Source organism: Vreelandella nigrificans (assembly GCF_002374315.1).
GTDB lineage: Bacteria > Pseudomonadota > Gammaproteobacteria > Pseudomonadales > Halomonadaceae > Vreelandella > Vreelandella nigrificans.
In genome coordinates, this window is sequence record NZ_NWUX01000022.1 from 51523 (window position 1) to 76207 (window position 24685).

Here is a 24685-nt window from a genome sequence, read left to right on the forward strand (position 1 = left end):
GAACTCGCGTTCTCGTTACCACGCGCTACATGGTGTGCAAATAGCTAATGTTGTGGGTTTTTGGTTCCGCCACGATTCTCGGGTTTGTGCGCATAGCTGGATTGGTGGGTTTTGTAGCGCGGCGTAAGCGTCAGCGCACCCGTGGGAGCATCGCGCAGCGGTGCTGATTAAAGCCTAAACCCCTCAATAATGTGCTCGGCCAGGCCGTCGACAATGGGCGAGGTGGAGTGTGGTGAGCGTATTAGCACAACGGAGGATTCAGGCAGTGGGGGGAAGCCATCGGCTTCACTCAGTATACGTACATCGGGAGTGACTAAACTGCGCATCCATGCTGAAACGGCTAATCCGGCGCCAACAATTGCTTGTAAGGTGGCCAAACTCGGGCTGCTATAGGCGACCCGGTAAGCCACGCCTGCACGATCAAGCGCATTACAGGCATGGCGGCGGCAGAAGCAGGGCGCCTCAAACAGGGCAAGGGGAACTGGCGCCTGTAAATGGATGCTGTGGCTCTCATCTGCCACCCACACGGTGGGTTCGCGTCTCAGGATAGTGCCAATTTCATCGCCTATCTCGCGCGTCATGATACTGAGATCTAGGCTCTCCTGCGGACGCTGCGAGAGCACAGAGGAGGGCGCGCAGTGCACATCTACATCCACTAGCGGCCATGCCTGGGAAAACGTTTTGAGAATACCGGGCAGAAAGCGCATCACGTAGTCATCCGGCACGCCCAGACGAACGCGCCCCACCATGTCGGGCTGTCGTAAAAGCGTTAGAGCTTCTCCCTGCAGCGATAAAATCTTACGCGCATAGCCAAGCAGTGTCCGGCCTTCACTGGTTAGCAGTAGCTGGCGGTTCTGGCGCACAAACAGCGGTCGCTGAATAACATCCTCTTCAAGACGTTTCATCTGCATACTCACTGCCGACTGGGTGCGGTTTACTGTCTGTGCAGCACGGGTGAACCCGCCTTGGTCGATAATGGCGACGAAGGTGCGTAATAGCTCGTGATCAATAGTAGGTAGCATGGCTATGAGTATCAAAATTATTGATGTTGTTCATAAGAGGTATTCGTTGGATTGATTGTAGTCGCTGTTCAATACTTTCTCTATGGTTAAAACAGCAATACGAGGAAGCAGTGATGGATTGCCTGACGAAGCAGACAAAAGAACCACAATCGGCACAAAATGCTAAGACGTGTTTACCTAAAAAAATAAGCTGGTGGGCTAGGTTGCAGCGTTGGCGGCAGCTACGCCGAGAACGGTATGCGTTACGAGATCTTAGCGATGCCACGCTGAAAGACATAGGGCTGAGCCGTGAGCAGGTAAGGCGTGAAGCAAAGAAGTCCTCTTGGAGTGATAGCAACTGGTGTCGTTAGTAAGATGGTGGGTTAGGAGGAGGTCATACAGCGCTGGCAATTCATGCCAGCGCTGTATGATTGTGGTACCTTGTCGACACCTCGAATGCTGCATGAGTTAGTTGCACGTTATGGATGTCAAACAACGCATTATTTCTCGCTTAGCCACTGAGCTAAGCGTACGAACTGAACAGGTCTCCGCGACAGTGGAGCTTCTGGATGGCGGCGCCACCGTACCGTTTATTGCCCGCTACCGTAAAGAAGTCACTGGCGCACTAGACGATACCCAGCTTCGCCTGCTTGATGAGCGCCTGCGCTATCTGCGCGAGCTGGAAGAGCGCCGTACAGCAGTGCTTGCCGCCATTGATGAGCAAGGAAAACTAGATGCCACGCTGAAAGCCAGTATTGACGCTGCTGAGACCAAACAGCGCCTGGAAGATTTATACCTGCCATTTAAGAAAAAGCGCCGCACTAAAGCACAAATTGCCCGCGAAGCAGGACTAGAGCCGCTGGCGGATGCGCTGCTTGCCGACCCAGCTCTCGACCCTGAAAGCGAAGCAGGCAAGTATCTACGCCCGGCAGAAGGCGATATACCTGCCATTGAGGATGCCAAAGCCGCACTGGATGGTGCCAAGCAGATTTTAATGGAGCGCTTCGCTGAAGACCCCGAGCTGATTGGCCAACTGCGTGAACGGTTATGGCAAGAGGGTGAACTAAGCGCCCGTGTGCTGGATGGCAAGCAGCAGGAGGGGGCAAAGTTCTCCGATTATTTCGAGCATGATGAGAAACTGGCCAAAGCGCCTTCTCACCGAGCCCTAGCAATGTTTCGGGCACGTAATGAGGGTGTATTAAGTCTGTCGATTCGTCTGCCTGGCGAAGACGAAGCCCCGGTACACCCCGCCCAAGTAGTGATTGCCAAGCAATTCGGTATTAGTGACCAAGGCCGCCCGGCGGATAAATGGTTAAGTGAAGTCGTACGCTGGACCTGGCGGGTTAAGCTTTACACTGCGTTAGAGACTGAGCTGTTAGGTCGCTTGCGTGAGCAGGCCGAACTCACCGCCATTGAAGTATTTGCGGCTAATCTTAAAGATTTGCTGCTGGCCGCCCCCGCGGGTCAAAAGGTCACTCTGGCTATCGATCCCGGCCAGCGCACTGGTTGTAAGGTCGCGGTGATCGATGCCACTGGTCAGTTTCTCGATCACACCACTATTTATCCACATGCACCACAAAACCGCTGGGACGAGTCGCTGGCCGTACTCGCCAAATTAGTCAAACAGCATGGCGTTGAGTTGATTGCCGTAGGTAACGGCACTGCCAGCCGCGAAACCGATAAGCTGGCAGGTGAGCTACTCAAAGCACTAGCCCCTGCACACCGGTTAAGTAAAGTGATGGTGTCGGAAGCGGGCGCCTCGGTCTACTCCGCCTCTGAATATGCCTCACGGGAAATGCCGGATCTGGATGTGACCGTCCGCGGCGCTGTCTCCATCGGCCGTCGCCTTCAAGACCCGCTGGCAGAGCTGGTTAAAATCGAACCTAAATCCATCGGCGTAGGTCAATACCAGCACGATGTTTCTCAGGTACAACTGTCGCGTAGCCTGGAGGCGGTCATTGAAGATTGTGTTAACGCTGTGGGTGTTGATCTCAATACGGCCTCCAGTGCACTGCTTTCACGCGTAGCGGGGCTAAGTACAGCGCTTGCCGAAAATATCGTTGCCCAGCGCAATGTGAAAGGTGCCTTCAAAAGCCGCAAAGAGCTTTTAGAAGTCAGCCGCTTAGGTGCAAAGACGTTTGAGCAGTGCGCCGGTTTCCTACGTATTCATAATGCCAATAACCCCTTGGATGCCAGTGCTGTCCACCCGGAGGCCTACTCGCTAGTGGAGCGTATCGCCAAGCAGAGTGGCCGTGAAGTAAGGGGTCTAATTGGCGATAGTGCCGCGCTAAAAGCGTTAAAGCCCGCCGACTTTGCCGATGAGCGCTTCGGGGTGCCCACGGTTAATGACATTCTTAAAGAGCTGGATAAGCCTGGCCGAGACCCGCGCCCTGAGTTTAAGGCTGCTGAATTCCGGGAAGGTGTGGAAACCCTGAAAGACCTCAAGTTGGGGATGGTGTTAGAAGGTACGGTCACCAACGTGACTCACTTCGGCGCTTTTGTGGATGTGGGCGTTCATCAGGATGGCTTGGTGCATATATCAGCCCTCTCTGACCGCTTTATTGATGACCCTCGTAGCGTGGTCAAAGCAGGAGATATTGTCACTGTCAAAGTGATGAATGTAGATATTCCACGTAAGCGGGTAGGGCTTTCCATGCGTCTGGATGATGAACCAGAGCAGCAAACGCAGAGTACGCCCAATGGCGCAGCCAATAATGAGCCGCGCAAGCCTCAGCGCAGCAATCGCCAAGGTGGCCAGCGTCAAGGCAGTAAGCCCAGCGAAGCGCCTGCTTCAATGGGGGCATTAGGCGCCGCTCTGCTTAAAGCAAAGCGAGGCAAATAGTCGCGTGTCTTGAAAAAAACAGGGTTGCCGCCATATCCTGCTTCTTGTTCTCCTTAGAAGACACGAAAAAGACCATGGTGATGCCAGCTGATTTCAACAAGGCCTGCTGTCAGCAGGCCTTACTGACAAGGAGTGTTCACCTTGCCTGAACCACTCACTGTGCCATCCGCGCTGACCGCGCAAGTCGAGCGCCTGCTACCCAGTGCGCGCCTTGGTCGGCTGGGCCGCCTGCGACGCGGGCTTGAAAAAGAAGGGCTGCGGGTTAATGCCAATGGTCATATTGCTCAAACGCCCCACCCGCATACGCTAGGTTCCAAACTAACACACCCGCATATCACCACTGATTACTCTGAAGCGCTGCTTGAGTACATCACTCCGGTATATTCTCAGCCGGGTGAGGCATTGTGCTTTTTATCTGACTTGCACACCTTTACTTATCATCACTTGGAAAATGAGTGGATTTGGCCCGGTAGTATGCCCTCCAGGCTATCTGGCAATGACAGCGTACCGATTGCCGACTACGGCAGTTCCAATGTTGGCACTATGAAGCATGTTTACCGTAAAGGGTTGGATATGCGCTATGGCCGCATTATGCAGGCCATCGCGGGAGTGCATTACAATGTATCGCTGCCGGATGATATGTGGCATGCACTGCGCGAAATGGAAAAAGCCACCAATATCCCCTTCAACGATTACCGCTCGACTCGCTATTTCGGCATGATTCGCCATTTTCGTCGCCATAGCTGGTTACTGCTTTATCTGTTTGGTGCTTCACCGGCGATTGACAAGAGCTTTTTGCCCGATGGAAAAGTGCCCGACAAGCTGCAGTCGCTCAGCGACGACACCTACTATGCCCCCTATGCCACCACGCTGCGTATGTCCGATCTGGGCTATCAAAACAAGGTGCAGTCGCAGCTTAAAATCTGTTTTAACTCGCTGTCGAACTACGTTAACACCCTGCGCCATGCGATCTCTTCGCCCTGGCCCGATTATGAAAAAATGGGCGTTAATGTGGATGGTGAGTGGCGCCAGCTGAATGCCAATATCCTGCAGATTGAAAATGAGTACTACAGCGATATTCGCCCCAAACGAGTCGCCAAGCATAACGAGACCCCCAGCCAGGCGCTTGAAGCCCGTGGTGTGGAATATATCGAAGTACGTTGTTTGGATTTAAATCCCTTCGATCCGTTGGGCGTGACTGAAACCCAGATGCGCTTTGTGGATACCTTTTTAATGTGGTGTCTGCTCAGCGATAGCCCATGGATTTCTGATGAAGAGTGCGACCGCTTAGATGACAACCGCCGCTGGGTAGTAGAGCGCGGCCGTGATCCAGAGCTCAAGTTATTCAATCATGGTGAGACCACCACGGTGCGGGAGTGGGGGGGGCAGATATTCGCCGAAATGGGCGAAGTGGCTCGTTTATTAGATGCGGTTGAAGAGGGGGCTCCTCATGCTGACGCGCTTGCTGATCTTGCGCCACGTCTGGCAGATCCTTCGCTTACTCCTTCTGCCCAGGTACTTGCACGACTGAAGGAGAGCGGCGGATCGCTGAGCGATTTAATGCTCAGCTTAGCCAAAGAGCAGGCTGAGCAGCTGAAAGCTGAGCCTATGCAGCGTAGCCGCGAAGCGCTGCTTGCCCAGTTGATTGAAACCTCGCATCAGCAGCAGCGCGATATTGAAGCCGCTGATCAAGAGAGTTTCAGTGAATTTTTAAGTCGCTATTTTGCCAAAGCGCGGGAGTCTCGGGCGCTGTCTGCTATCTCACCAGAGGATCGTCAATGATCTTGCACTCTTTTCGCTCGGTTGCACTGGCCGGGTTAGCCTTCTGCGTTTTAATGATGGCAGTCGCGCTCGGCTTGGAGCACATAGGGGGGCTTGAACCTTGCCCATTATGTATCTTCCAGCGGGTTGCTGTCATAGCCGCTGGTGTCGTGTTCGCGATTGCCGCGATCCATAGCCCCGCTGGGCGAGTGGGTAAAGCTATTTACGGATTGCTAGCACTGATGGCCGTTGGTACTGGTGCATTTATTGCCGGGCGTCATGTATGGCTGCAAAGCCTTCCTGCCGATGAGGTACCATCTTGCGGCCCTGGGCTTGAATACATGATGGATATCCTGCCCATGCAGGAAGTGGTGGCCATGGTGCTGACAGGCTCAGGCGAGTGCGCCGAGATCGATTTCGTTCTATTGGGTTTATCGTTGCCTGCCTGGACCTTCATTGGCTTTGCGGTCCTGGCAATCGTACCGCTGCGTATGTTGTTTTTTAAACATCGGGGCTAGCGCCGTGCGTCAGTGATAAGGAGGCTTAAATGCTTTATCAACACTTTACGACTCAAGAAGAGATCGACCGTGCCTACGACCCGCTGATAGGTCGAGACCCGATGGTGTTGGTAAAGGAGTGGCGTGAGCGCAGTGAAGCATCACGTGAACGCCACCGCGCAAGCCTTAACGTAAGCCTTGGTCTGCCTTATGGACCTTCGCTTGCTGAATGCATGGATATTTTTCATGCGCATACACCCCAGGCGCCAGTACACGTCTTTTTCCACGGCGGCTACTGGCGTTCACTGAGCCATCGTGAATTTAGTTTTATCGTTGATGACTTGGTCGCCGCAGGCATTACGGTTGCGGTGGTTAACTACGCGCTTTGCCCCCAGGTACGCTTTAGTGAACTAGTGCGTCAGGCTCAGGCAGCAGTGGCCTTTGTGTATCGCCATGCCGCCGAACTAGATGTCGACTCGGAACAATTGAGTATTTCAGGGCACTCGGCGGGTGGGCATCTATGTGCGATGCTGATGTCCACGGATTGGAAAGATACGTTTGGGTTGCCGAATGGGCTGATTCGCGGTGCGCTATGTGTCAGTGGCCTCTATGATTTGCGACCCTTTCCCTGGTCGTGGCTGCAACCCAAGCTACAACTGAGTGGGCGAGATGTGCAGGAGTTCAGCCCTCTATGGCTGCCGTGCCGTGTGCCTGCACCAATAAAGCTAGTAGCAGGAGGCCTGGAGTCAGAAGAGTTTGAGCGGCAGATGAGCGCCTATAGCGAGCATTTAAGCGAGCAGAGGCAGGACGCCACTCAGCAGCTACTCCATGAGGTAGATCACTTCTCGATTCTTGAGCACTATCTTAATGATGGCTGCTTTGTGGAGTGGATCAAAGGGTTTCACAGCTGATAGCAGCGCCTCACTAGAGGCGCTGCCCATATGTTTTAAGCGGCAGGAATTACTGCTGTTGCTTCGATTTCCACCTTGGCCTGATCTTCCACAAGCCCTGCCACCTGCACCATGGTCATTGCTGGGAAGTGCTTGCCCAACACTTCGCGGTAGGCGGCGCCCACCTCTTTAAGTCGTGCCAAGTACTCCCGCTTGTCAGTGACATACCAGGTTAAGCGAACGAGATGCTCCGGACCTGCATTGGCCTCTTTTAAGATCGCCACAATATTTTGCAGCGCCTGATTAACTTGAACAACGAAATCATCACTTTCAAACACCTGATCAGCATTCCAGCCAATTTGCCCGCCGACAAATACAGTTTGCCCTGAAGCAAGCACGCCATTAGCGTAGCCGACTGCTGCTTTCCAATGAGAAGGGTGAAGAAGCTGATGAAAGTTGGCGTCACTCATTATGGCTATCCTTATAGGTTATCGACGGTAATGTGCTTACGTATTGCCTCGGTCCATGGCATAGATTTACCGCTACTTAAATCCACAAATACCAGGGTTGAATCGCTAGTTAGGCGCTTTTGATCGTCGCAATAAGCGACGATCTGGATGGTCACGCTGCTGCGCCCCACGGACTGAACCATTAATTCAAAGTTAAGCAGTTCGCCCAATCGACTTGGCGCATGAAACTGCGTATCGATAGCAGCTGTAGGGACACCCGTACCGGTTTCTATATGCAGCTGGTTAAAGTCGTGCTGCACGACTTCCTCAAACCAGTCCTCCACCACGGAATTAATCATTTCAAAATAGCGGGGATAAAAAACGATACCCGCCGGGTCACAGTGCTGAAAGCGAACCTTCCGCTGAGTTCTAAACGCCATTATTTTTTCTCCCTACACGCCTAGGTAACGGTCGCGCACGGCACTATCCAGTGCAGCAGGTTTGCCATCCCAAACGGTGCGGCCTTTCTCTAAGATGGTGCAACGATCGGCAATAGGCAGCACTTCGCTCAATGATTTATCCACCAGCAGCGTGGATTGCCCCTGCTCCTTAAATAAGCGAATTGCTCTCCAGATCTCCTGGCGAATCACCGGTGCCAAGCCTTCAGTAGCTTCATCAAGTACCAGTAGACGTGGGTTGGTCATCAGAGCCCGGCCAATGGCCAGCATCTGTTGTTCACCGCCGGAGAGGGTTTTGGCCATTTGCAAGCGACGCTCCTCTAAACGAGGAAACAGCAGCTCTACTTTCTGTAATGTCCATTCGCCTGGGCGAGCGGTCACCAGCAAATTTTCGCGCACGGATAAGTTAGGGAAACAGCGACGGCCTTCAGGTACCAAGCCCAAGCCTGCTTTGGCAATCCGGTAAGCGGGTAAGCGGCGCAGGTCATGGGACTCAAACGTAATGGTGCCGCGGTTGGCAGGGGTAAGACCAAATATCGAGCGAATGGTGGTGGTTTTGCCCATGCCGTTGCGACCCATTAATGCGACCATTTCACCAGCGTTTACTTCAAGGTTAACGCCAAATAGTGCCTGGGATGGGCCATAGAAGGTTTCAATATCAGCAACTTTAAGCATCTGCATCTCCCAGGTAGGCGTCGCGAACGCGTGGATCCTGCCTAATTGTCTGGCTATCGCCATGGGCAATAACACTGCCGGAGACCAGCACGGAAATACGATCAGCCAGCCGAAATACCGCATCCATGTCGTGCTCAATCAGCAGAATAGGTACTTCCAGCTTCAGTGCTTCAAGTAGCTCGGTAAGTTTCGCCGAGCCTTCAGGCCCGAGGCCCGCCATGGGCTCGTCCAGCAGCAGGGCTCGGGGCTTGAGTGCCAGAGCGCAAGCCACTTCTACTTGGCGTCGTTCACCATGAGACAGCTCACATACAGGTGTCCAGGCGCGGTGGCTAAGCTGCATGCGCTCCAATGCCTCAACAGCAGGTTCAAGCAGCTGCTGGTCCTGGGCGACAGGTTTCCAGAAGCGGAAGCTGTGACTCTGTAGTGCTTGAACGCCCATCATTACATTGCGCATCACCGATAACGGCTCAGCGAGAGATGAGACCTGGAAGCTGCGCCCCAACCCAAGCCGTGCGCGCTGAGCAATACTCATGCCAGTGATTTCAGTGCCTGATAAATAAACGCTGCCCTTGTCTGGGCGTATATTGCCAGCAATTTGTCCGATCAGGGTCGACTTGCCAGCCCCATTGGGGCCAATCAAGGCATGGATTTCACCAGTCTGGAGCTCCAGAGAAACATCGTTGGTCGCCTGCAGGGCCCCAAATTGCTTATGCAGGTGATTTAGCGAAAGGATGGTCTCACTCATTACGCTCCCTCCCTGCCAGCCAACCCATTACTCCGTGCTTGGCAAACAGCACCACCCCGAGTAACACCAGCCCCAGAAAGAGCTGCCAATACTGAGTCATACCACCCAGAAGGGTTTCCATCATCACAAACAGCACTGCTCCGGCGAGTGGGCCATAAAGACGGCCTACGCCACCTAAAATCACAATTACCATCAGCTCTCCGGAGAAGTGCCAACTCAGCATGGTCGGACTAACAAAGCCGTTCAGGTCTGCATACAGCGCGCCGGCAAGCCCAGTGATTACTGCCGATATCACAAACGCCACCAATCGAATGGGGTAAGGGCTAATGCCAGCAGTGGCAAGGCGCACATCATTTAGCCGTGCCATGGTAAGGGCGGCACCAAAGCGGGATTTCATCAGCCGCGAAGTAATCGCCATCGCCAGCACAAGCCCAAAGAAGCAGATCAGAAAGTAGGTCAACGCGTTGTTGGTATCTAACCCAGGCAGGCCATTGCGTAAATAGATCGGCAAGCCATCTTCACCACCATAGGTTGGCCAGGAGTTAGCGAAGTAATAAATCATCTGGGCAAAGGCGAGGGTGATCATAATGAAATACACCCCAGTGGTACGCAGCGAGATAGCCCCGATTGCCAGCGCCAATAGCGCGCACACCAGAATAGCCACTAGCCACACCACCAGCATGCTGTCACTACCTGGCACGTTAACAGGCCAGGTCATAAATGGCGTAAAATTAAAGGCGTGGTAAGCACTTATACCTGCGACGTAACCGCCTAAGCCAAAGTAAGCAGCATGGCCAAAGCTCACCATGCCGCCATAGCCAATCGCCAGGTTAAGGCCAACGGCTGCCATAGCAATAATGGTGATCCGCGAAGCTAGATTGACATAGTAAATATGGCCTAGAAAATAAGCCGCTACCGGCACCAAGAATAACAGACCGAGTAACACGATCTGAACGAGCCCTTTACGGTCAAAGTGGTTATCTGGCTGGGTTGCGAGGCCACTATTAGCAACCCCAGGGGCTGCACTCTTAGACAGGCCAGTATTATTCGTTAGGGGCGTGTTGTTAGTCATGAGCAGAGAACAGTCCCTTCGGCTTGAAAGCGAGAATGATGGCCATGAGGATATAAATCAGCATCGCGGCCAGCGCAGCACCAACCCCACTAGCTTCTGATGGCGGCATAAAGGTCCGGAAGAATATCGGCAAGTACACGCGCCCTAAGGTATCCACAAGGCCTACTAACAGTGCTCCAAACAGCGCGCCTTTTATCGAGCCGATACCGCCAATGACAATCACCACAAAGGCTAGAATCAGCACTGGTTCACCCATACCCACCTGCACGGATTGCAGCGCACCCACTAACGCACCGGCTAAACCCGCTAAACCTGCGCCCAATGCAAACACCAGGGTATAGAGCTTTGAGATATTGACCCCTAGGGCACCAATCATTTCGCGGTCGCTTTCACCGGCGCGAATGCGCATGCCCAAGCGTGTTTTAGAGATGAGAAAGTACAGCGCAATTGAAACGGTGATACCCACCCCAATCAGCATTAGCCGATAAATGGGGTAGCGGGTATCGCCAGGTAGGGTGACAAATCCGGTCAACCAGGAAGGCGGGCTAAGCCGCATGGGAGACGAACCGAAAATCCAGCGTGTGCCTTCGGAAAAAATCAAAATAAGCGCAAAAGTGGCCAGTACTTGGTCAAGATGGGGACGGTGATAAAGTCGCCGGATAACGATCAGCTCTACCAGGGCACCCACTAATGCCGCTGCTATAATGCCCGCGCCTAGACCAACCAGAAAGGAGCCGGTTGAAGCCGTGACCGCCGCAGTGGCATAGGCGCCCACCATATAAAAGGAGCCATGGGCGAGATTGATTAGCCCCATCACCCCGAAGACTAAGGTAAGGCCGCTGGCCATCAAAAACAGCATAGTACCAAGCTGCACGCCGTTGAGAAGTTGCTCTATTAGCAGAGTAACGGACATGAAAGGAACCTTTCTCTAATCAATCAAGAGAGGCTGGGGGGTGAGACCCAGCCGCGGCGATATTACATCTGGCACTGTTCGAAGTAGACGTCCTGGATATCTTCAACCGCGATGCCGAGCAGGCGGTTGGTAGGTTCTCCGTCGTCACCTTCCACGACCTCACGTACGTAAATATCCTGGATGGGGTGGTGATTAGGGCCAAAACGGAACTCACCGCGCACGCTGTCAAAGTCGGCAGCCCGCAGTGCTTCGCGGAAGGCGCCTTGATCATCTGGGTGGGCAACATCTAGGGCGCTAAGAATAAGATTAGCGGTGTCGTAACCCTGGGCCGCGTAGAGGGTAGGAGTACGGCCATAAGCTTCCCGGAAGCCTTCGACGAAGCGATGGTTGGCTTCATTATCTAAATCGTAGGCCCATAGTGAGGTGTTGCGAGCGCCAATGGCCGCACTGCCAACGGCTTTGATAAGGATTTCGTCAAATGAGAAAGCGGCGCCAAAGATAGGCATATCGACGCCGGAACTCTCCCACTGTTTCATAAACGAGATACCCATGCCGCCGGGTAAAAAGAAAAACAAGCTATCAGCATCGCTGGCGCGAATTTGGGCAATTTCAGCGGCGTAGTCGGTCTGGCCCATTTGAGTGTAAAGCTCGTCGACCACCTCACCTTCGTAAAGGTGCTTGAAACCCGCTAGGGCATCGGTGCCTGCTGGGTAATTGGGTGCCAGAATAATTGGCCGCTCATAGCCCTCTTCGCGCATGTAAGCGCCCATGGCGCCGTGTAAGTTATCGTTTTGATAGGCTACGTTAAAGTAATTTTCGTGGCACATTCGCCCGGCTAAATCGGAAGGCCCTGCATTAGGTGATAGATAGAAAGTGCCCTGACGCACGGCGGCGGGAACTACTGCCATCGCCAAGTTAGACCATATGATACCGGTGAGAATATCGACGTTATCCCGCTGCATAAACTCATTGGCTAAGCTGCGGGCCAGGTCAGGGCGATTGGCGTCATCTTGAATCAGCACGTTGACATCATCGCGGCCTGACTGCTCGATTGCCAGCATAAAACCATCGCGAACATCTACGCCCAGGTGCGAACCGCCCCCGGAAAGGGTGGTGATCATGCCAATTTTTACGTCATCCGCATGAGCTGTCACCAAGCTTGATGAGAGGAGCAAGCCAAGACCGAAGTGAGTTATTTTTTTCATGGAACATTCCTCATATTTAATCGTTTTTTTACTTAGAGGGTCGTACGTTGTTTGACCTGGAGTCAGAGCAAGGAGAGCCAATGCTTGGGTAGTGCTCCTGGCTTAGCCGAAAACGCTGAACCTTACCCGTGGCTGTTTTTGGCAGAGTCTCAATAAAACGTATCGAGCGAGGGTACTTATAAGGCGCGATCATCTGCTTCACGAAGTCCTGCAGCGTTTGCAGACATTCTTCATCTTGCTGAAATCCATCGTTTAGAACAACAAAAGCCTCGACAATTTGCCCACGCTCCTCACTGGGGGCGCCAATCACCGCGCACTCTTTAACGGCGGGGTGGGCAAGTAATGCTGCCTCCACCTCAGGGCCTGCAATGTTATAGCCAGCTGAGACAATCATATCGTCATTGCGGGCAGCGAAATGAAAGTAACCTTCCTCATCTTGGTAAAACGCATCGCCAGTGATATTCCAGCCATCAATCACATACTTTTGCTGGCGCTTATCGGCTAAGTAGCGACAGCCGGTAGGGCCACGCACCGCAAGCTTGCCCACCGTGCCCTGGGGCACATCATCCATCGCGTCATCAACAATCCGCGCTTGGTAACCTGCCACCGGCTTACCAGTGCAGTTAGGGCGGTGGTCATCCAGGCGGTTGGAGATAAAGATATGCAGCATTTCCGTTGCGCCAATACCGTCGATAATGGGTGTGCCGGTTTGTTTGATCCAGTCGTGGTAAATAGGCGCTGGCAGCGTTTCGCCAGCAGAAACAGCGACTCGTAGGCTACTGAGATCCTCATGGCGAGTGGGTGCTGAGAGCATTGCCCGGTAAGCGGTGGGGGCGGTAAACACCACCGTGGCCTGATATTCACGAATGATATCCATCATGTTGGGTGGGGTGGCGTGTTCCAACAGCACGGCAGTGGCGCCGAAGCGCAGCGGAAAGATTGCTAATCCACCCAGGCCAAACGTAAATGCCAACGGGGGCGAGCCGACAAACACATCCTCTGGCGTCACCTGTAGTACTTCCTTTGCGTAACCGTCGGCAATCACTAGGAGGTCACGGTGAAAATGCATGGTGGCTTTGGGTGAACCGGTGGTGCCCGAGGTAAACCCCAGCAGGGCCACATCGTCGGCGGCGGTATCCACGGCATCAAAAGTAGCTGGTTTGCTGAGTGCTAAACGGTCAAGTTCGGCGTCATGATTAGCCGTACCATCAAAGCCGACAATACGAGTCAGAACGTCGCTTTGGGCTTGGCAAGCGTTCAGTTCTTCTAGCAGGCGGGTATCGCAGAGGGCGAGGCTGATTTCTGCCTTATCAATCACCTGGCATAGCTCTTTGCTGCGCAGCATGGGCATGGTGTTGACCACCACAGCGCCTGCCTTGGTCGCTGCCAGCCAGCAGGCCACCATCGCGGGATTATTGGCCGAACGAATCAGAACTCGCTGGCCGGGAATCACGCCGAGGTCTTCCACCAGCACATGGGCGAGGCGGTTTGTCCACTCGGTGAGCTCTCGATAAGTGCGCCGCCGGCCGTTGCCTGCTAGGGCAGTCCGCTCACCGTGGCCCTGGTTGAGCAGCCGGTCGCAAAGCTCAACGCCAGCGTTAAGTCGTTCAGGGTAATCATAGCCTGAGAGTAAAAACTCAGGCTGACAATCACTGGGTGGCAGGTTATCCCGCGCAAAGGTATCAGCATGAGCCGACTGGATATACATGACCAACCTCCGTATTTAGTGTCGTTGTTTATTCCTGCCCGCGGTTCAGATGAGGCGTGGGCAGGGATACGGTGTCTGGCGTAATGTTTTATTGTTTGGGGTAAAACTTTGTGTGGCTCTTTGCTATCTACTCCTCCGTGAGCATGCTGCGGGCGATGACTACTTTCTGGACGTCGGAAGCGCCTTCATAAATACGCAGTGCGCGAATTTCCCGGTACAGGCTCTCGATGATATGACCTTTGCGAACGCCGTCGCCGCCGTGGAGTTGCACCGCCTGATCAATCACCTGCTGGGCCTGGTCGGTGGCAAACAGCTTGGCCATCGCCGCTTCACGTGTAACCCGCTCGGCGCCTTGGTCTTTGGTCCAGGCGGCGCGGTAAACCAGCAGAGCGGCGGCATCCACATTCAGCGCCATATCGGCCAAGTGGCCCTGCACCATCTGAAGGTCTGAAAGAGTGGCGCCAAACAGCTCTCGGGAACGGCTACGGGAAAGCGACTCTTCCAGCGCGCGGCGGGCAAACCCCAGTGCTGCTGCGCCTACCGTTGAGCGGAAAACATCCAGCACTGACATAGCAATCCGGAAACCCTGTCCCGGTTGGCCGATCAAGGCGCTAGCAGGTAGCGCCATATCGTTAAAACCAAGCCGAGCCAGCGGGTGAGGTGCCACCGACTCTAGGCGTTCACGAATCTCCAGCCCTGGCGTATCGGCGGGTACCAAAAAGGCCGAAAGTCCTTTGGCGCCGGGGCCTTCACCGGTGCGGGCGAAGACCGTATAAATATCGGCAATGCCGCCGTTAGAGATCCAGGTTTTCTCGCCATTCAAACGGTAGTTGTCGCCATCGCGCTCGGCGGTGGTATCCAGTTGGGCCACATCGGAGCCTGAACGAGGCTCACTCAGCGCAAATGCTGAAAGCGCTTCACCACGGCGGGTTTTATCCAGCCACTGCTTCTGCTCATCGCTGCCATACAGGCTGATCGCGCCGGTACCCAGCCCCTGCATGGCAAAGGCGAAATCGGCCAAGCCGTCGTGGCGGGCCAGGGTTTCACGAATTAGGCACAAAATGCGCACATCGATATGCTCGCCTGCCGTGCCGGTTAAAAACCCTGCTTTGCCCAGGTCGCGTACTAACTGGATACAAGTAGCATCGACATCGCTGTGGTCGCGGGGCAGCTCTGCGCGGCACCATGCTTCAAGTTGCTCGGCAAGTTCGCGATGTTTAGCCTCAAAGAAGGGCCACGCTAGAAAGCTTTTGTCGCTCATTAGTCCCCCTTAAACTCAGGTTTTTGTTTGGCTACAAAGGCGTGGTAGGCGCGTGCAAAATCATTGGTTTGCATACAGATCGCCTGTGCCTGGGCTTCCGATTCGATGGCCTGCTCCAGACTCATGGACCACTCCTGGTTTAACTGGGTTTTGGTAATGCTGTGGGCAAAAGTGGGGCCGTTAGCTAGCCGGGTAGCGTAAGCGATGGCGTCCTCTTCCAGGGATTCCGGTTCGACCACCTGGTTGTAAAAGCCCCACTGTAGGCCCTCTTCAGCGCTCATGCTGCGGCCGCTGTAGAGTAGGTCTGCCGCACGGCCTTGACCAATAATGCGCGGTAGCATTGCACAGGCCCCCATGTCGCATCCCGCCAACCCCACCCGGGTAAATAGGAATGCCGTGCTGGTGCGGGGAGTGGCAAAGCGAATATCTGAGGACATGGCGATAATCGCTCCCGCCCCGACGCAAATGCCGTCCACCGCGGCAATAATTGGTTTACCGCAGTTGAGCATGGCTTTGACCAAATCGCCGGTCATGCGGGTGAATTCGAGTAGGCCCTTCATATCCTTGCCTACCAAGGGGCCGATAATCTCATGCACATCGCCACCGGAGCAGAAATTATCGCCGTTAGAGGTAAACACCACGGCATGCACATCTGAGGCATAGACCAAGTCACGAAAGGTATCGCGCAGCTCAGCGTAGCTCTCAAAGGTAAGTGGGTTTTTGCGTTCTGGGCGGTTTAGCCGAATCACGGCGACATCACCTCTCATTTCCCAGATAAAATGCGCCGGGGTTAAGCTAGCCATGCTCTTCATTTTATTGTTCTCGCCTTTCAGTGATTAATGGGGCCGTCGGCATTGCCGTCGTTAAGAGTAGGGGCGTCGTTAAGAGAAGCAGGCAAGCGGTGAAGCAACTCGCCGATATGATGAGCATCCTCTTCATTTACTCCCTCAAAAAGGGCGTTGATCCAGCGCTCATGCTCAACGGCCATGCCTCTAAAGGTTTTTCTGCCTACGACGGTCAGGCAGACCCGCGTAGCGCGACGGTCGCCCTCAATGGCAATACGCTCCACGGTGCCATCATCCACTAGACGATCAATAATGCCGGTCACGTTGCCATTGGAAACCCGCAGCCGTTTGGAGAGCTCGTTCATTTTCAGGCCCTCCTCGGCGGCATATAGCGCGGCCATAACATCAAAGCGGGGTAGTGTAGAGTCGTGCTCGGTACGTAGCCGTTCGCGCAGCTCGGACTCCACCTGACGGGTGACCCGCAACATACGCAGCCATAAGCGCAGGCGCTCCTTGCTTAAGCTGTTTTTTCCTAGACTTTCGGCCGTCATACTTCTCCTCCTGAGATTGAGATCGCCTGTCCGTTTATCGCGCCGCTGTTAGGGCCGCATAGCCATAGGGCGGTGGCGGTCACCTCGGCGGGAGTCACTAAGCGCCCGGTGGGGTTGATGGACTCAAAGTGGGAAGTGGCCTGTTCGGCGGATTGACCGGTTTTGGCCACAATGTTATCGACGCTGGCAGCTAATAGTGGCGTATCGGTAAATCCAGGGCAGAGCGCATTAACGGTAATATTACGGGTCGCCGTCTCAGCAGCCAGTGAGCGTACCAGCCCCACCACGCCATGTTTTGCTGCGCAGTAAGCGCCTACATAGGCGTAGCCTTTTAGGCCTGCGGTTGAGGCAACGGCAATCATTCGCCCTCCGTCATTTAACTGCTTTAAACCTTCGCGCAGAGTCAGAAATACGCCGCTAAGGTTAACGTTGAGCATCCGTTGCCACTGCTCAAAAGAGGTTTTGGCGAAAGGGGCGCTCTCCGCCGCCCCGGCGTTGGCGATGACAATATCGACCCTGCCGATTTTCTCGAACAGCGCCACCATGGCGGCTTCGTCGGTAACATCGACCACGGCGAAGTCAACGCGATTGTGTTGATCGGCAACCTTTTGAAGGTGGGGCTCGCGGCGGCCAGTAATCATGACCTCGGCGCCTGCTTCGGCAAAGGCCAAGGCCATATCGGCACCAATGCCGCTGCTTCCGCCGGTAATAACGGCTCGTTTGCCGGCCAGGTTGTTAGCGGCCACGTTTTTACCGAGTAAGCTCATACCCAACCCTCGCCACGCTCAGCTAAGCGCTGCAGTTGATCCGCTCCTGCCCGGTAGGGTGCAGGCCACTCTACCTCGCGGTCACCCAACCCCGCGGCAACATGCAGCAGCCAATAGGGGTCAGCCAGGTGAGGGCGGGCGATACAGACTAAGTCAGCGCGCCCAGCCATCAGAATCGAGTTCACGTGGTCGGCCTGATAAATATTGCCCACCGCCATGGTAGCAATCGATGCCTCGTTACGGATCCGGTCAGAGAAGGGCGTTTGGAACATACGCCCATACACCGGTTTGGCTTGGGTTGAAGTTTGCCCGGCAGAGACATCGACGATATCCACCTCCGCGTCCCGCAGCCGTTTGGCGATCTCTACTGCATCGTCGGGGGTAATGCCTTCATCGCCGCACCAGTCATTTGCAGAAATGCGCACCGAAAGGGGCTTCTGGGTTGGCCAAACGCTGCGCACAGCGCGGATCACCTCAAGCGGGTAACGCAGCCGGTTATCCAGCGAGCCGCCATACTCATCGTCACGGTGATTGGTCAACGGGGTAATAAAGGATGAGAGCAGGTAGCCGTGGGCGGCGTGAATCTCAATCATATCGAAGCCCGCACGGTCGGCCATCTGAGCGGCGCTTACGAACTCATCGCGCACCCGATCCATATCGCTCCTATCCATTGCCTTGGGCACTTGGTTGCGTGCTGACCAAGGGTGGGCAGAGGCTGCCAGAATCGGCCAGTTGCCCTCGGCAAGGGGGGCGTCCATTTCCTGCCAGCCAAGCTGGGTAGAGCCTTTTGGGCCGGAGTGACCAATTTGAGCGCATAGCTTGGTGGCCGTTTCTGTATGCACAAAATCGCATAGCCGTTTCCATGCTGCTTCATGTTCCGTGGCGTACAAACCTGGGCAGCCGGGGGTGATCCGTCCGGTGGGGCTCACGCAGGTCATCTCGGTATACACCAGGCCTGCACCGCCTTTGGCTCGCTCAGCGTAGTGGCTAAAGTGCCAATCGGTAGGGCAGCCATCCACCGCTTTATACTGGGCCATGGGTGACACCACCACGCGGTTAATCAGCGTCATATCGCGTAGCTGGTAGGGCGCAAACATTGGTGCGCGGGTGCTGCTAGGGTTGCCTGCCTGGGTTTGAAACCAGCGCTCTGCACTCTCCAGCCACTGGGGATCGCGCACTCGCAGGTTCTCATGACTGATGCGCTGGGAGCGGGTCAGTAAGGAGTAATTGAACTGCACCGGGTCGAGATCCAGGTAGCGCTCTATTTGCTCAAACCATTCGGTGGAGTTGCGCGCTGCGGACTGCAAGCGTAGCACCTCGAAACGGCGATCCTCTTCGTAGCGGGCGACGGCATCTTCCATGTCGCTTTCACTATGCAAGCAGTTAGCCAGCGTGATAGCACTTTCCAGGGCGAGCTTGGAGCCCGAACCAATCGAGAAGTGGGCAGTCGCGGCGGCATCACCCATCAGCACCACGTTTTCGTAGCTCCAGCGTTCGCAAAGTACCCTTGGAAAGTTGATCCACGCCGAGCCGCGAATGTGATTGGCGTTGGTCATCAAAGCATGACCGCCAAGATGCTTGGCAAAGATACGTTCGCAGACTGCAATGGACTCCTGTTGGCTCATTTCACCGAAGCCAAACCCCTGCCAGGTGGCTTCACTGCACTCCACGATAAAGGTCGCCGTGTCATTATCAAATTGATACGCATGAGCCCACACCCAACCATGTTCGGTAGGTTCGAAAATAAAGGTAAAAGCGTCGTTGAAGGTTTGGTGCGTGCCCAGCCAAACGAACTTGCACGCCCGTACATCAATGTCGGGTTTGAAATGCTCAGCATAGGTTTGGCGGGTGCGAGAGTTAAGGCCATCGGCAGCTAGTACCAAGTCATACTCTTGCCGGTACTGCTCAATAGAGGCTTCTGAGGCATCGGTTTCAAAGAGCATCTCAACGCCCAGTTCTAGCGCGCGCTCTTGGAGCAGAATTAACAGCTGGCGACGGCCAATACCGCAGAAACCATGTCCCGTTGAAACGGTTTTTACACCCTTATGAACGACCGCAATGTCATCCCAATAGGCGAAATGCTCACGAATGCGCTCTGCACTGACCGGGTCGTTGGCCGCCAGGTTATCCAGGGTTTCGTCTGATAACACTACGCCCCAGCCAAAGGTGTCGTCTGCACGGTTACGCTCGATCACCACAATCTCGTGAGAGGGATCCTGTAGCTTCATGCTGATTGCAAAATAGAGGCCAGCAGGACCTCCACCGAGGCACGCGATTCTCATTTTATTTATTCTCCACGGGGAATCTCACTCTTTTCTAAAGATAGAAACGGGATGTAAAAAATTCAAGTATAAAATTTTTAAGCTTAAACTATTTTGATAGCCTTACTTGACGGTATAACACCCCGTTACGCTCGCAATACATGGCGGAAAATGAGAGCATAAAAGTCAGTAAGGTGATTGCACCACTAGAGGCTTGAGAGCAGTGACCTAACACCATAGTTGAAGGCGTTATGAAAGGTGTTATGACCAGCGAGCTCTAAGTGATAAGGAAACTGCGCTCGTTGGGATTGACAGGAATAGGTGGAAGCGCGAGTCTAAGCCTATTCGCTTTACGAGTGGCTAAGCATAATTAAAAAATAATGTGGTTAAAGTGCCGTTAAGGAGAAAGCCCCATGCTCGAAGATTGCAAAAATGCCCTGGAGCGCTGGGGGGGCGTACATAGTTTGATAGACCGTTGGCTGGACCAGCGTCGCTCACTTTTGGTTAGCTTTATTGAGCTGAAAGAAGCCTGCGATGTTGAGCTGGAAGCGGTTAGCAAAGCGCGTATCGATACCTTTAGTGAACTGCTGATGGATTATATCAGTGCCGGGCATTTCGAAATTTACCCACAGTTAGCTGAAGAAGCTAAGGCATTTAACGATGAGAGTGCTTTGTTAATTGCTGCACAGCTTTTAGAGCGATTGGAAATGTCCACTGCGATGGTACTTGAGTTCGATGAGGACTTCGCTTCGCCGGTGCGCTGCCAGCAGAATCTAGTGCGGTTACCTGCCTGGATTGATCGGCTAGCCAAAGGTCTCACTGAGCGTTTTGCGCTGGAAGATCAACTGATTGCCCGTTTGCACGCTGCCCATAGCCCCAAGCAAATGAAGTCCCCTGCTTAAGTCTATTGACACAAAGCACCTCGCAGTAGAACCCCTGCGCGGTGCTTTTGCCATTCTGCCAATAGCTGTTTAGCCTGCTGTTGTTCTCAAGGTGCTGTTACCCTCAAGGTGCTGTTACCCTCAAGGTGCTGTTGTTCTCAATGCACTGTTTTCCAATGCACTGTTTTCCAAGGCATCGCTGCTTTAAGTTTTCGCGCCCATGCTTTTAAGCCTATAGTTTTTAAACCTATAGTTTCCACTCCTGTCGTTTTTACACCTATCGTTTTCGCACCAATAGTTTGCTGGTCTAGCGATAGCGCGTGGCAGATGTATGGGGAGGGCGGTACAATCTCTAATCGATGCTAAAAAGCTTATTAACGGGATGAGCTCAGGGTAACAACCTAAGTATTAAGAGCAAGTCTGCTGCATGATGATGAAGGCAATCAAACACTTATGCATCAAAAAGTTATGATGATCGATAATTACGATAGCTTTACCTTCAATATCGTTCAGTATCTGAGTGAGCTTGGCGCCGAGGTAATGACCTACCGCAATGATGAACTCACCCTTGAGCAAATTGACGCTTTAGCGCCTACTCATTTAGTGATTTCTCCGGGGCCTTGTACCCCCAATGAGGCCGGTGTTTCGCTGGCAGTCATTGCCCATTTTGCTGGCAAACTGCCTATCCTAGGGGTTTGTTTGGGGCACCAGGCGATTGGTCAGGTATATGGTGGTAATGTAGTGCGAGCCCCTCAGGTAATGCATGGCAAAACCTCTGCGGTAAAACACCTGGGGCAGGGGGTATTTAAAGGGCTTGAAAACCCTTTGGAAGTAACTCGATACCACTCCTTGGTCGTTGAAAAATCAAGCCTACCAGACTGTCTAGAGGTCACCGCCTGGACAGCAGAGGATGATGTAACGCCAGGGCTGATAATGGGATTTCGTCATCGTTACATGGATATTGAAGGGGTACAGTTTCACCCTGAGTCGATACTCACGCGCCAAGGCCATGCGTTATTGGCCAATTTTTTACAACGCGGTTGACCGCCAAATTCATACGCTTTAGGGGCTTTTCTGCTCATGCAAATGCGAGACGCAATTAACGCGGTAGTGCGCCGCGAAGACCTTTCTTTCGATGCGATGTACGCGCTAATGCGTCAGATCATGACCGGAGAAGCTTCCGATGCTCAAATTGGTGGCCTGCTAGTGGGGCTGGCCATGAAAGGCGAAAGCGCCGTGGAAATTAGCGCTGCTGCTCAGGTAATGCGCGAGTTGATGAAGCAGGTAACGCTTAACACGGATAACGTGGTAGATATTGTTGGTACCGGCGGCGATGGCGCTAATTTGTTTAACGTCTCTACCGCAGCTAGCTTTGTGGCTGCTGCTGGGGGTGCCCATGTCGCTAAGCATGGTAACCGTAGCGTCTCTTCGTCGTCAGGCAGTGCCGACTTATTCGATATTGCCGGTATCTACTTGGACCTTAAACCTGAAGAGGTTGCCCGCTGTATCGAGCAGGTAGGGGTCGGCTTTATGTTTGCACCTAACCACCACCCGGCGATGCGCTTCGCTATTGGGCCGCGCCGTGAAATGGGCGTGCGTACGCTGTTTAATATTCTCGGTCCTCTCACTAACCCTGCCAGCGCACCTAACCAAGTGCTAGGTGTTTATTCGCCTGCGTTAGTACCGCTCATGGCTGACGTGCTTAAAAAGCTTGGCAGCCGCCATGTTCTGGTGGTCAACTCTGAAGATGGGTTGGATGAAATCTCACTGGCAGCACCCACGCGTGTAGCCGAACTTAAAGAGGGGGAGGTTACTGAGTACACCATTACCCCCGAAGAGTTTGGTATTGAGCGCCAAAGCCTAGCAACGTTAAAAGCGGCCAGTGCCGAAGACAGCCTACGGTTAGTAAAAGCTGCACTAAAGGGCGAGGGTGCCGCAGCGGATATTGTGGCCCTTAATGCAGGGGCCGCGCTTTACTGTGCGGGCGTAGCCGATAGTTTAAAAGAGGGTGTGATGGTAGCCCAGGATGCTCAGGCTTCTAAACTTCCGCTTGAGAAGCTCAATGAGCTTTCGCACTTCACGAGTGTCTTCAAAACTAGCGTCTTTAAAGGGTAAATAAACCAATGACTGACCAGGCAACGCCGACGATTTTAACGCGTATTTTGGCTCGTAAAGACGCAGAAGTGGCGGAACGTCGCCAAGCGGTGTCTGAAGCCGATTTGTTAGCACTTGCTAACAAGCAAAGCGCGCCCCGCGGATTTATTAAGGCGCTTAACGCGCGCATTGCTGCAGGTGATGCTGCGATTATTGCCGAAGTGAAAAAAGCTTCTCCCTCGAAAGGTGTCATGCGCGAAGATTTCCACCCGGCAGATATTGCTAAAAGCTATGCCAAGGGGGGAGCAGCATGCCTCTCAGTGCTGACTGATGCAGATTTCTTTCAGGGCCATGAAGATTACCTGATGGCTGCTCGCGATGTTTGCGAGTTGCCAATTATTCGTAAAGATTTCATTACCCACGGTTATCAGGTAACCGAAGCCCGTGCCATTGGTGCTGACTGCATTCTACTTATTGTCTCTGCACTTAATGACACTCAGCTGCGTGACCTTTATCAGCAAGCCGATGATCTAGGCATGGATGTGCTGGTGGAAGTGCATGATGCCGATGAGTTAGAGCGCGCCCTGGCGCTGGACCTGAAGCTGGTGGGCATCAATAATCGCAACTTGCACACCTTTGACACCAGCCTGAACACCACAATTGACCTGTTAGCGCTTATTCCTGAAGGTGTTACGGTAATTACTGAATCTGGCATTCACACCCGTGATGATGTTGAGTTGATGCGCGATCATAATGTAAATGGTTTTTTGGTTGGTGAGGCGTTTATGCGCGAAGAGGATCCTGGGCTTGCGTTAAAAAGGCTGTTTTTTTAACGAGGTATCCGTTGGCGTCAGTGTTTGACGCTGGCTGGGACTAACTGAAGACGATGATGGAATGCAAGTGCGTTCTGATGAACCCAAGGTGGAGATAGCCAACATGATTAAGACACTTATTGCCAGTGCAGTGGTTAGCCTAAGCGTGGCATCACTGGCTCACGCGACCGAAGTGACTCACCTCGGCGGTGATATCACCGAGGAGCAGGTGTTGGCAGCGCAGCAGGCGTGGGGCGAAGCGTTGGTGAATATTTCCAATACCTATGAGAGTGAAGGCATTGATGCGGCAAGTGAACTCGCCCAAGCAGTCATTGAGAGTGCGTACGGGTATGAGATGGGGCCAGTGCTGTTTAAACCGACCCTAGCTGCTGCGCCGCAAACCTTTCGTACTACGCCCGAAGGAGCGCTGGCCTACTTTGTTGGCCATAGTGACGAGTTCCCCAACGATAGTGGCTTTGCGCTGAAAGGTTGGCAGGAAGTTACCATTGATAATGCGGCTATTTTCATTAGCGGTGATACAGCGATGACGATGGGCAACGTCTCCATGTTAGATAGCGAGGGCAACACGACAGTCGTGGATAAGTCATGGGGCTACCAGCTTGATGATGAAGGTGAGCTGCGTATTGTGCTGCACCATTCATCGCTGCCTTTCACGGAGTAATGTATCTAGTAGCTGCTAAATCCGTTGAAGTACAAAATTAACGGAAATCAACAAAAGGGGCTTGCACATAGTGCAAGCCCCTTTTGTTTGTTCATAGCAGGCTATTTGCCCTGGCTGCTTATTTGTCTCAGCTACTTATTTGTCTCAGCTGCTATGCAAGCACCTGAGCAGCGCCTGAAGGGGGTGTGGAAGTGTCTGCTGAGAGTAACGCTTTACCTGGCTACGGCAGGAGTAGCCCGTGGCCAGCAGCCTGCCCGCGTTTTCATCGGCCTCTACCTGGGGTTGCCAGGATTGGGCGTAAATGGTTTTGGAGGTTTCCACATTACGGGTTTCATGCCCGTAGGTGCCCGACATGCCGCAGCAACCGCTATTCGC

At 53.7% G+C, this 24685-nt stretch carries 25 protein-coding genes; 10 read left to right on the top strand and 15 right to left on the bottom strand.

The window, feature by feature from the left end:
- Nucleotides 1–167: 167 nt before the first annotated feature.
- A complete protein-coding gene (locus tag CPA45_RS18380) occupies nucleotides 168–1022 on the bottom strand; it encodes a LysR substrate-binding domain-containing protein (RefSeq protein WP_244287655.1) in 855 nt (284 codons plus the stop codon).
- A 113-nt stretch (nucleotides 1023–1135) separates the two neighbouring features.
- On the opposite strand from CPA45_RS18380, the gene CPA45_RS18385 reads away from it, so the two are divergent.
- The 5 genes from CPA45_RS18385 (at nucleotide 1136) to CPA45_RS18405 (ending at nucleotide 7012) form a co-directional block, all read left to right on the top strand.
- A complete protein-coding gene (locus CPA45_RS18385; protein ID WP_096654070.1) occupies nucleotides 1136–1372 on the top strand; it encodes a DUF1127 domain-containing protein in 237 nt (78 codons plus the stop codon).
- A 110-nt stretch (nucleotides 1373–1482) separates the two neighbouring features.
- The gene (locus tag CPA45_RS18390) at nucleotides 1483–3843 is read left to right on the top strand and encodes a Tex family protein (RefSeq protein ID WP_096654072.1); all 2361 of its coding nucleotides are present in this window, start codon (nucleotides 1483–1485) and stop codon (nucleotides 3841–3843) included.
- Between the two features lie 141 nt (nucleotides 3844–3984).
- Nucleotides 3985–5625, top strand: coding sequence for a glutamate--cysteine ligase (gene gshA, locus CPA45_RS18395; RefSeq protein WP_096654074.1), 1641 nt, complete (start codon nucleotides 3985–3987; stop codon nucleotides 5623–5625).
- Nucleotides 5622–6122: a disulfide bond formation protein B gene (locus CPA45_RS18400; protein ID WP_096654076.1), complete on the top strand. Its 501-nt coding sequence runs from the start codon at nucleotides 5622–5624 to the stop codon at nucleotides 6120–6122. The genes gshA and CPA45_RS18400 overlap by 4 nt, the downstream gene beginning before the upstream one ends.
- 29 nt (nucleotides 6123–6151) lie before the next feature.
- Nucleotides 6152–7012: an alpha/beta hydrolase gene (locus CPA45_RS18405; protein WP_096654078.1), complete on the top strand. Its 861-nt coding sequence runs from the start codon at nucleotides 6152–6154 to the stop codon at nucleotides 7010–7012.
- A 35-nt stretch (nucleotides 7013–7047) separates the two neighbouring features.
- On the opposite strand, the gene CPA45_RS18410 is transcribed toward CPA45_RS18405, so the two are convergent.
- The 13 genes from CPA45_RS18410 to CPA45_RS18470 form a co-directional block, all read right to left on the bottom strand.
- Nucleotides 7048–7461, bottom strand: coding sequence for a RidA family protein (locus tag CPA45_RS18410; protein WP_096654080.1), 414 nt, complete (start codon nucleotides 7459–7461; stop codon nucleotides 7048–7050).
- A gap of 11 nt (nucleotides 7462–7472) precedes the next feature.
- On the bottom strand, nucleotides 7473–7880 hold the full coding sequence (locus CPA45_RS18415; RefSeq protein ID WP_096654082.1) for an acyl-CoA thioesterase: 408 nt from the start codon (nucleotides 7878–7880) through the stop codon (nucleotides 7473–7475).
- 12 nt (nucleotides 7881–7892) lie between these two features.
- The gene (locus CPA45_RS18420; protein ID WP_096654084.1) at nucleotides 7893–8573 is read right to left on the bottom strand and encodes an ABC transporter ATP-binding protein; all 681 of its coding nucleotides are present in this window, start codon (nucleotides 8571–8573) and stop codon (nucleotides 7893–7895) included.
- The gene (locus tag CPA45_RS18425; RefSeq protein ID WP_096654086.1) at nucleotides 8566–9318 is read right to left on the bottom strand and encodes an ABC transporter ATP-binding protein; all 753 of its coding nucleotides are present in this window, start codon (nucleotides 9316–9318) and stop codon (nucleotides 8566–8568) included. The genes CPA45_RS18420 and CPA45_RS18425 overlap by 8 nt, the downstream gene beginning before the upstream one ends.
- Nucleotides 9311–10390 (bottom strand): branched-chain amino acid ABC transporter permease, encoded by a 1080-nt coding sequence (locus CPA45_RS18430; RefSeq protein ID WP_096654088.1) that lies wholly within the window; start codon nucleotides 10388–10390, stop codon nucleotides 9311–9313. Before CPA45_RS18430 ends, CPA45_RS18425 begins: the two co-directional genes overlap by 8 nt.
- Complete coding sequence (locus tag CPA45_RS18435; RefSeq protein ID WP_078088160.1) at nucleotides 10383–11303, bottom strand: branched-chain amino acid ABC transporter permease; 921 nt, start codon at nucleotides 11301–11303, stop codon at nucleotides 10383–10385. The genes CPA45_RS18430 and CPA45_RS18435 overlap by 8 nt, the downstream gene beginning before the upstream one ends.
- Before the next feature lie 62 nt (nucleotides 11304–11365).
- Nucleotides 11366–12508 carry an ABC transporter substrate-binding protein gene (locus tag CPA45_RS18440; RefSeq protein WP_096654090.1) on the bottom strand — a complete coding sequence of 381 codons (1143 nt, stop codon included), beginning with the start codon at nucleotides 12506–12508 and terminating at the stop codon, nucleotides 11366–11368.
- Between the two features lie 28 nt (nucleotides 12509–12536).
- Nucleotides 12537–14216: a benzoate-CoA ligase family protein gene (locus CPA45_RS18445; RefSeq protein WP_096654092.1), complete on the bottom strand. Its 1680-nt coding sequence runs from the start codon at nucleotides 14214–14216 to the stop codon at nucleotides 12537–12539.
- Between the two features lie 127 nt (nucleotides 14217–14343).
- Nucleotides 14344–15477, bottom strand: a complete 1134-nt coding sequence (locus CPA45_RS18450) for an acyl-CoA dehydrogenase family protein (RefSeq protein WP_096654094.1) — start codon at nucleotides 15475–15477, stop codon at nucleotides 14344–14346.
- On the bottom strand, nucleotides 15477–16280 hold the full coding sequence (locus CPA45_RS18455) for an enoyl-CoA hydratase family protein (protein ID WP_422822043.1): 804 nt from the start codon (nucleotides 16278–16280) through the stop codon (nucleotides 15477–15479). The genes CPA45_RS18450 and CPA45_RS18455 overlap by 1 nt, the downstream gene beginning before the upstream one ends.
- A gap of 26 nt (nucleotides 16281–16306) precedes the next feature.
- The gene (locus CPA45_RS18460) at nucleotides 16307–16813 is read right to left on the bottom strand and encodes a MarR family winged helix-turn-helix transcriptional regulator (protein WP_096654098.1); all 507 of its coding nucleotides are present in this window, start codon (nucleotides 16811–16813) and stop codon (nucleotides 16307–16309) included.
- A complete protein-coding gene (locus CPA45_RS18465; RefSeq protein ID WP_096654100.1) occupies nucleotides 16810–17580 on the bottom strand; it encodes an SDR family NAD(P)-dependent oxidoreductase in 771 nt (256 codons plus the stop codon). The genes CPA45_RS18460 and CPA45_RS18465 overlap by 4 nt, the downstream gene beginning before the upstream one ends.
- Nucleotides 17577–19862: a bifunctional salicylyl-CoA 5-hydroxylase/oxidoreductase gene (locus tag CPA45_RS18470; protein WP_096654102.1), complete on the bottom strand. Its 2286-nt coding sequence runs from the start codon at nucleotides 19860–19862 to the stop codon at nucleotides 17577–17579. Before CPA45_RS18470 ends, CPA45_RS18465 begins: the two co-directional genes overlap by 4 nt.
- Before the next feature lie 392 nt (nucleotides 19863–20254).
- Between CPA45_RS18470 and CPA45_RS18475 the strand changes: the two genes are divergently transcribed.
- The 5 genes from CPA45_RS18475 to CPA45_RS18495 all read left to right on the top strand — a co-directional run bounded on the left by CPA45_RS18475 (nucleotide 20255) and on the right by CPA45_RS18495 (nucleotide 24310).
- Nucleotides 20255–20743, top strand: a complete 489-nt coding sequence (locus tag CPA45_RS18475; RefSeq protein WP_078088152.1) for an Rsd/AlgQ family anti-sigma factor — start codon at nucleotides 20255–20257, stop codon at nucleotides 20741–20743.
- Nucleotides 20744–21175: 432 nt separating this feature from the next.
- Nucleotides 21176–21766 carry an anthranilate synthase component II gene (locus tag CPA45_RS18480; RefSeq protein ID WP_096654104.1) on the top strand — a complete coding sequence of 197 codons (591 nt, stop codon included), beginning with the start codon at nucleotides 21176–21178 and terminating at the stop codon, nucleotides 21764–21766.
- Between the two features lie 36 nt (nucleotides 21767–21802).
- Nucleotides 21803–22837, top strand: coding sequence for an anthranilate phosphoribosyltransferase (gene trpD, locus CPA45_RS18485; RefSeq protein ID WP_096654106.1), 1035 nt, complete (start codon nucleotides 21803–21805; stop codon nucleotides 22835–22837).
- A gap of 8 nt (nucleotides 22838–22845) precedes the next feature.
- Entirely contained in the window at nucleotides 22846–23649 is an 804-nt protein-coding gene (gene trpC / locus CPA45_RS18490) for an indole-3-glycerol phosphate synthase TrpC (RefSeq protein ID WP_096654108.1), read from the top strand.
- A 103-nt stretch (nucleotides 23650–23752) separates the two neighbouring features.
- A complete protein-coding gene (locus CPA45_RS18495; protein ID WP_096654112.1) occupies nucleotides 23753–24310 on the top strand; it encodes a phosphoribosyl-AMP cyclohydrolase in 558 nt (185 codons plus the stop codon).
- A 144-nt stretch (nucleotides 24311–24454) separates the two neighbouring features.
- On the opposite strand, the gene CPA45_RS18500 is transcribed toward CPA45_RS18495, so the two are convergent.
- Nucleotides 24455–24685, bottom strand: a 231-nt coding sequence (locus CPA45_RS18500; protein ID WP_133066799.1) for a (Fe-S)-binding protein, incomplete at its 5' end; no start/stop codon positions are given.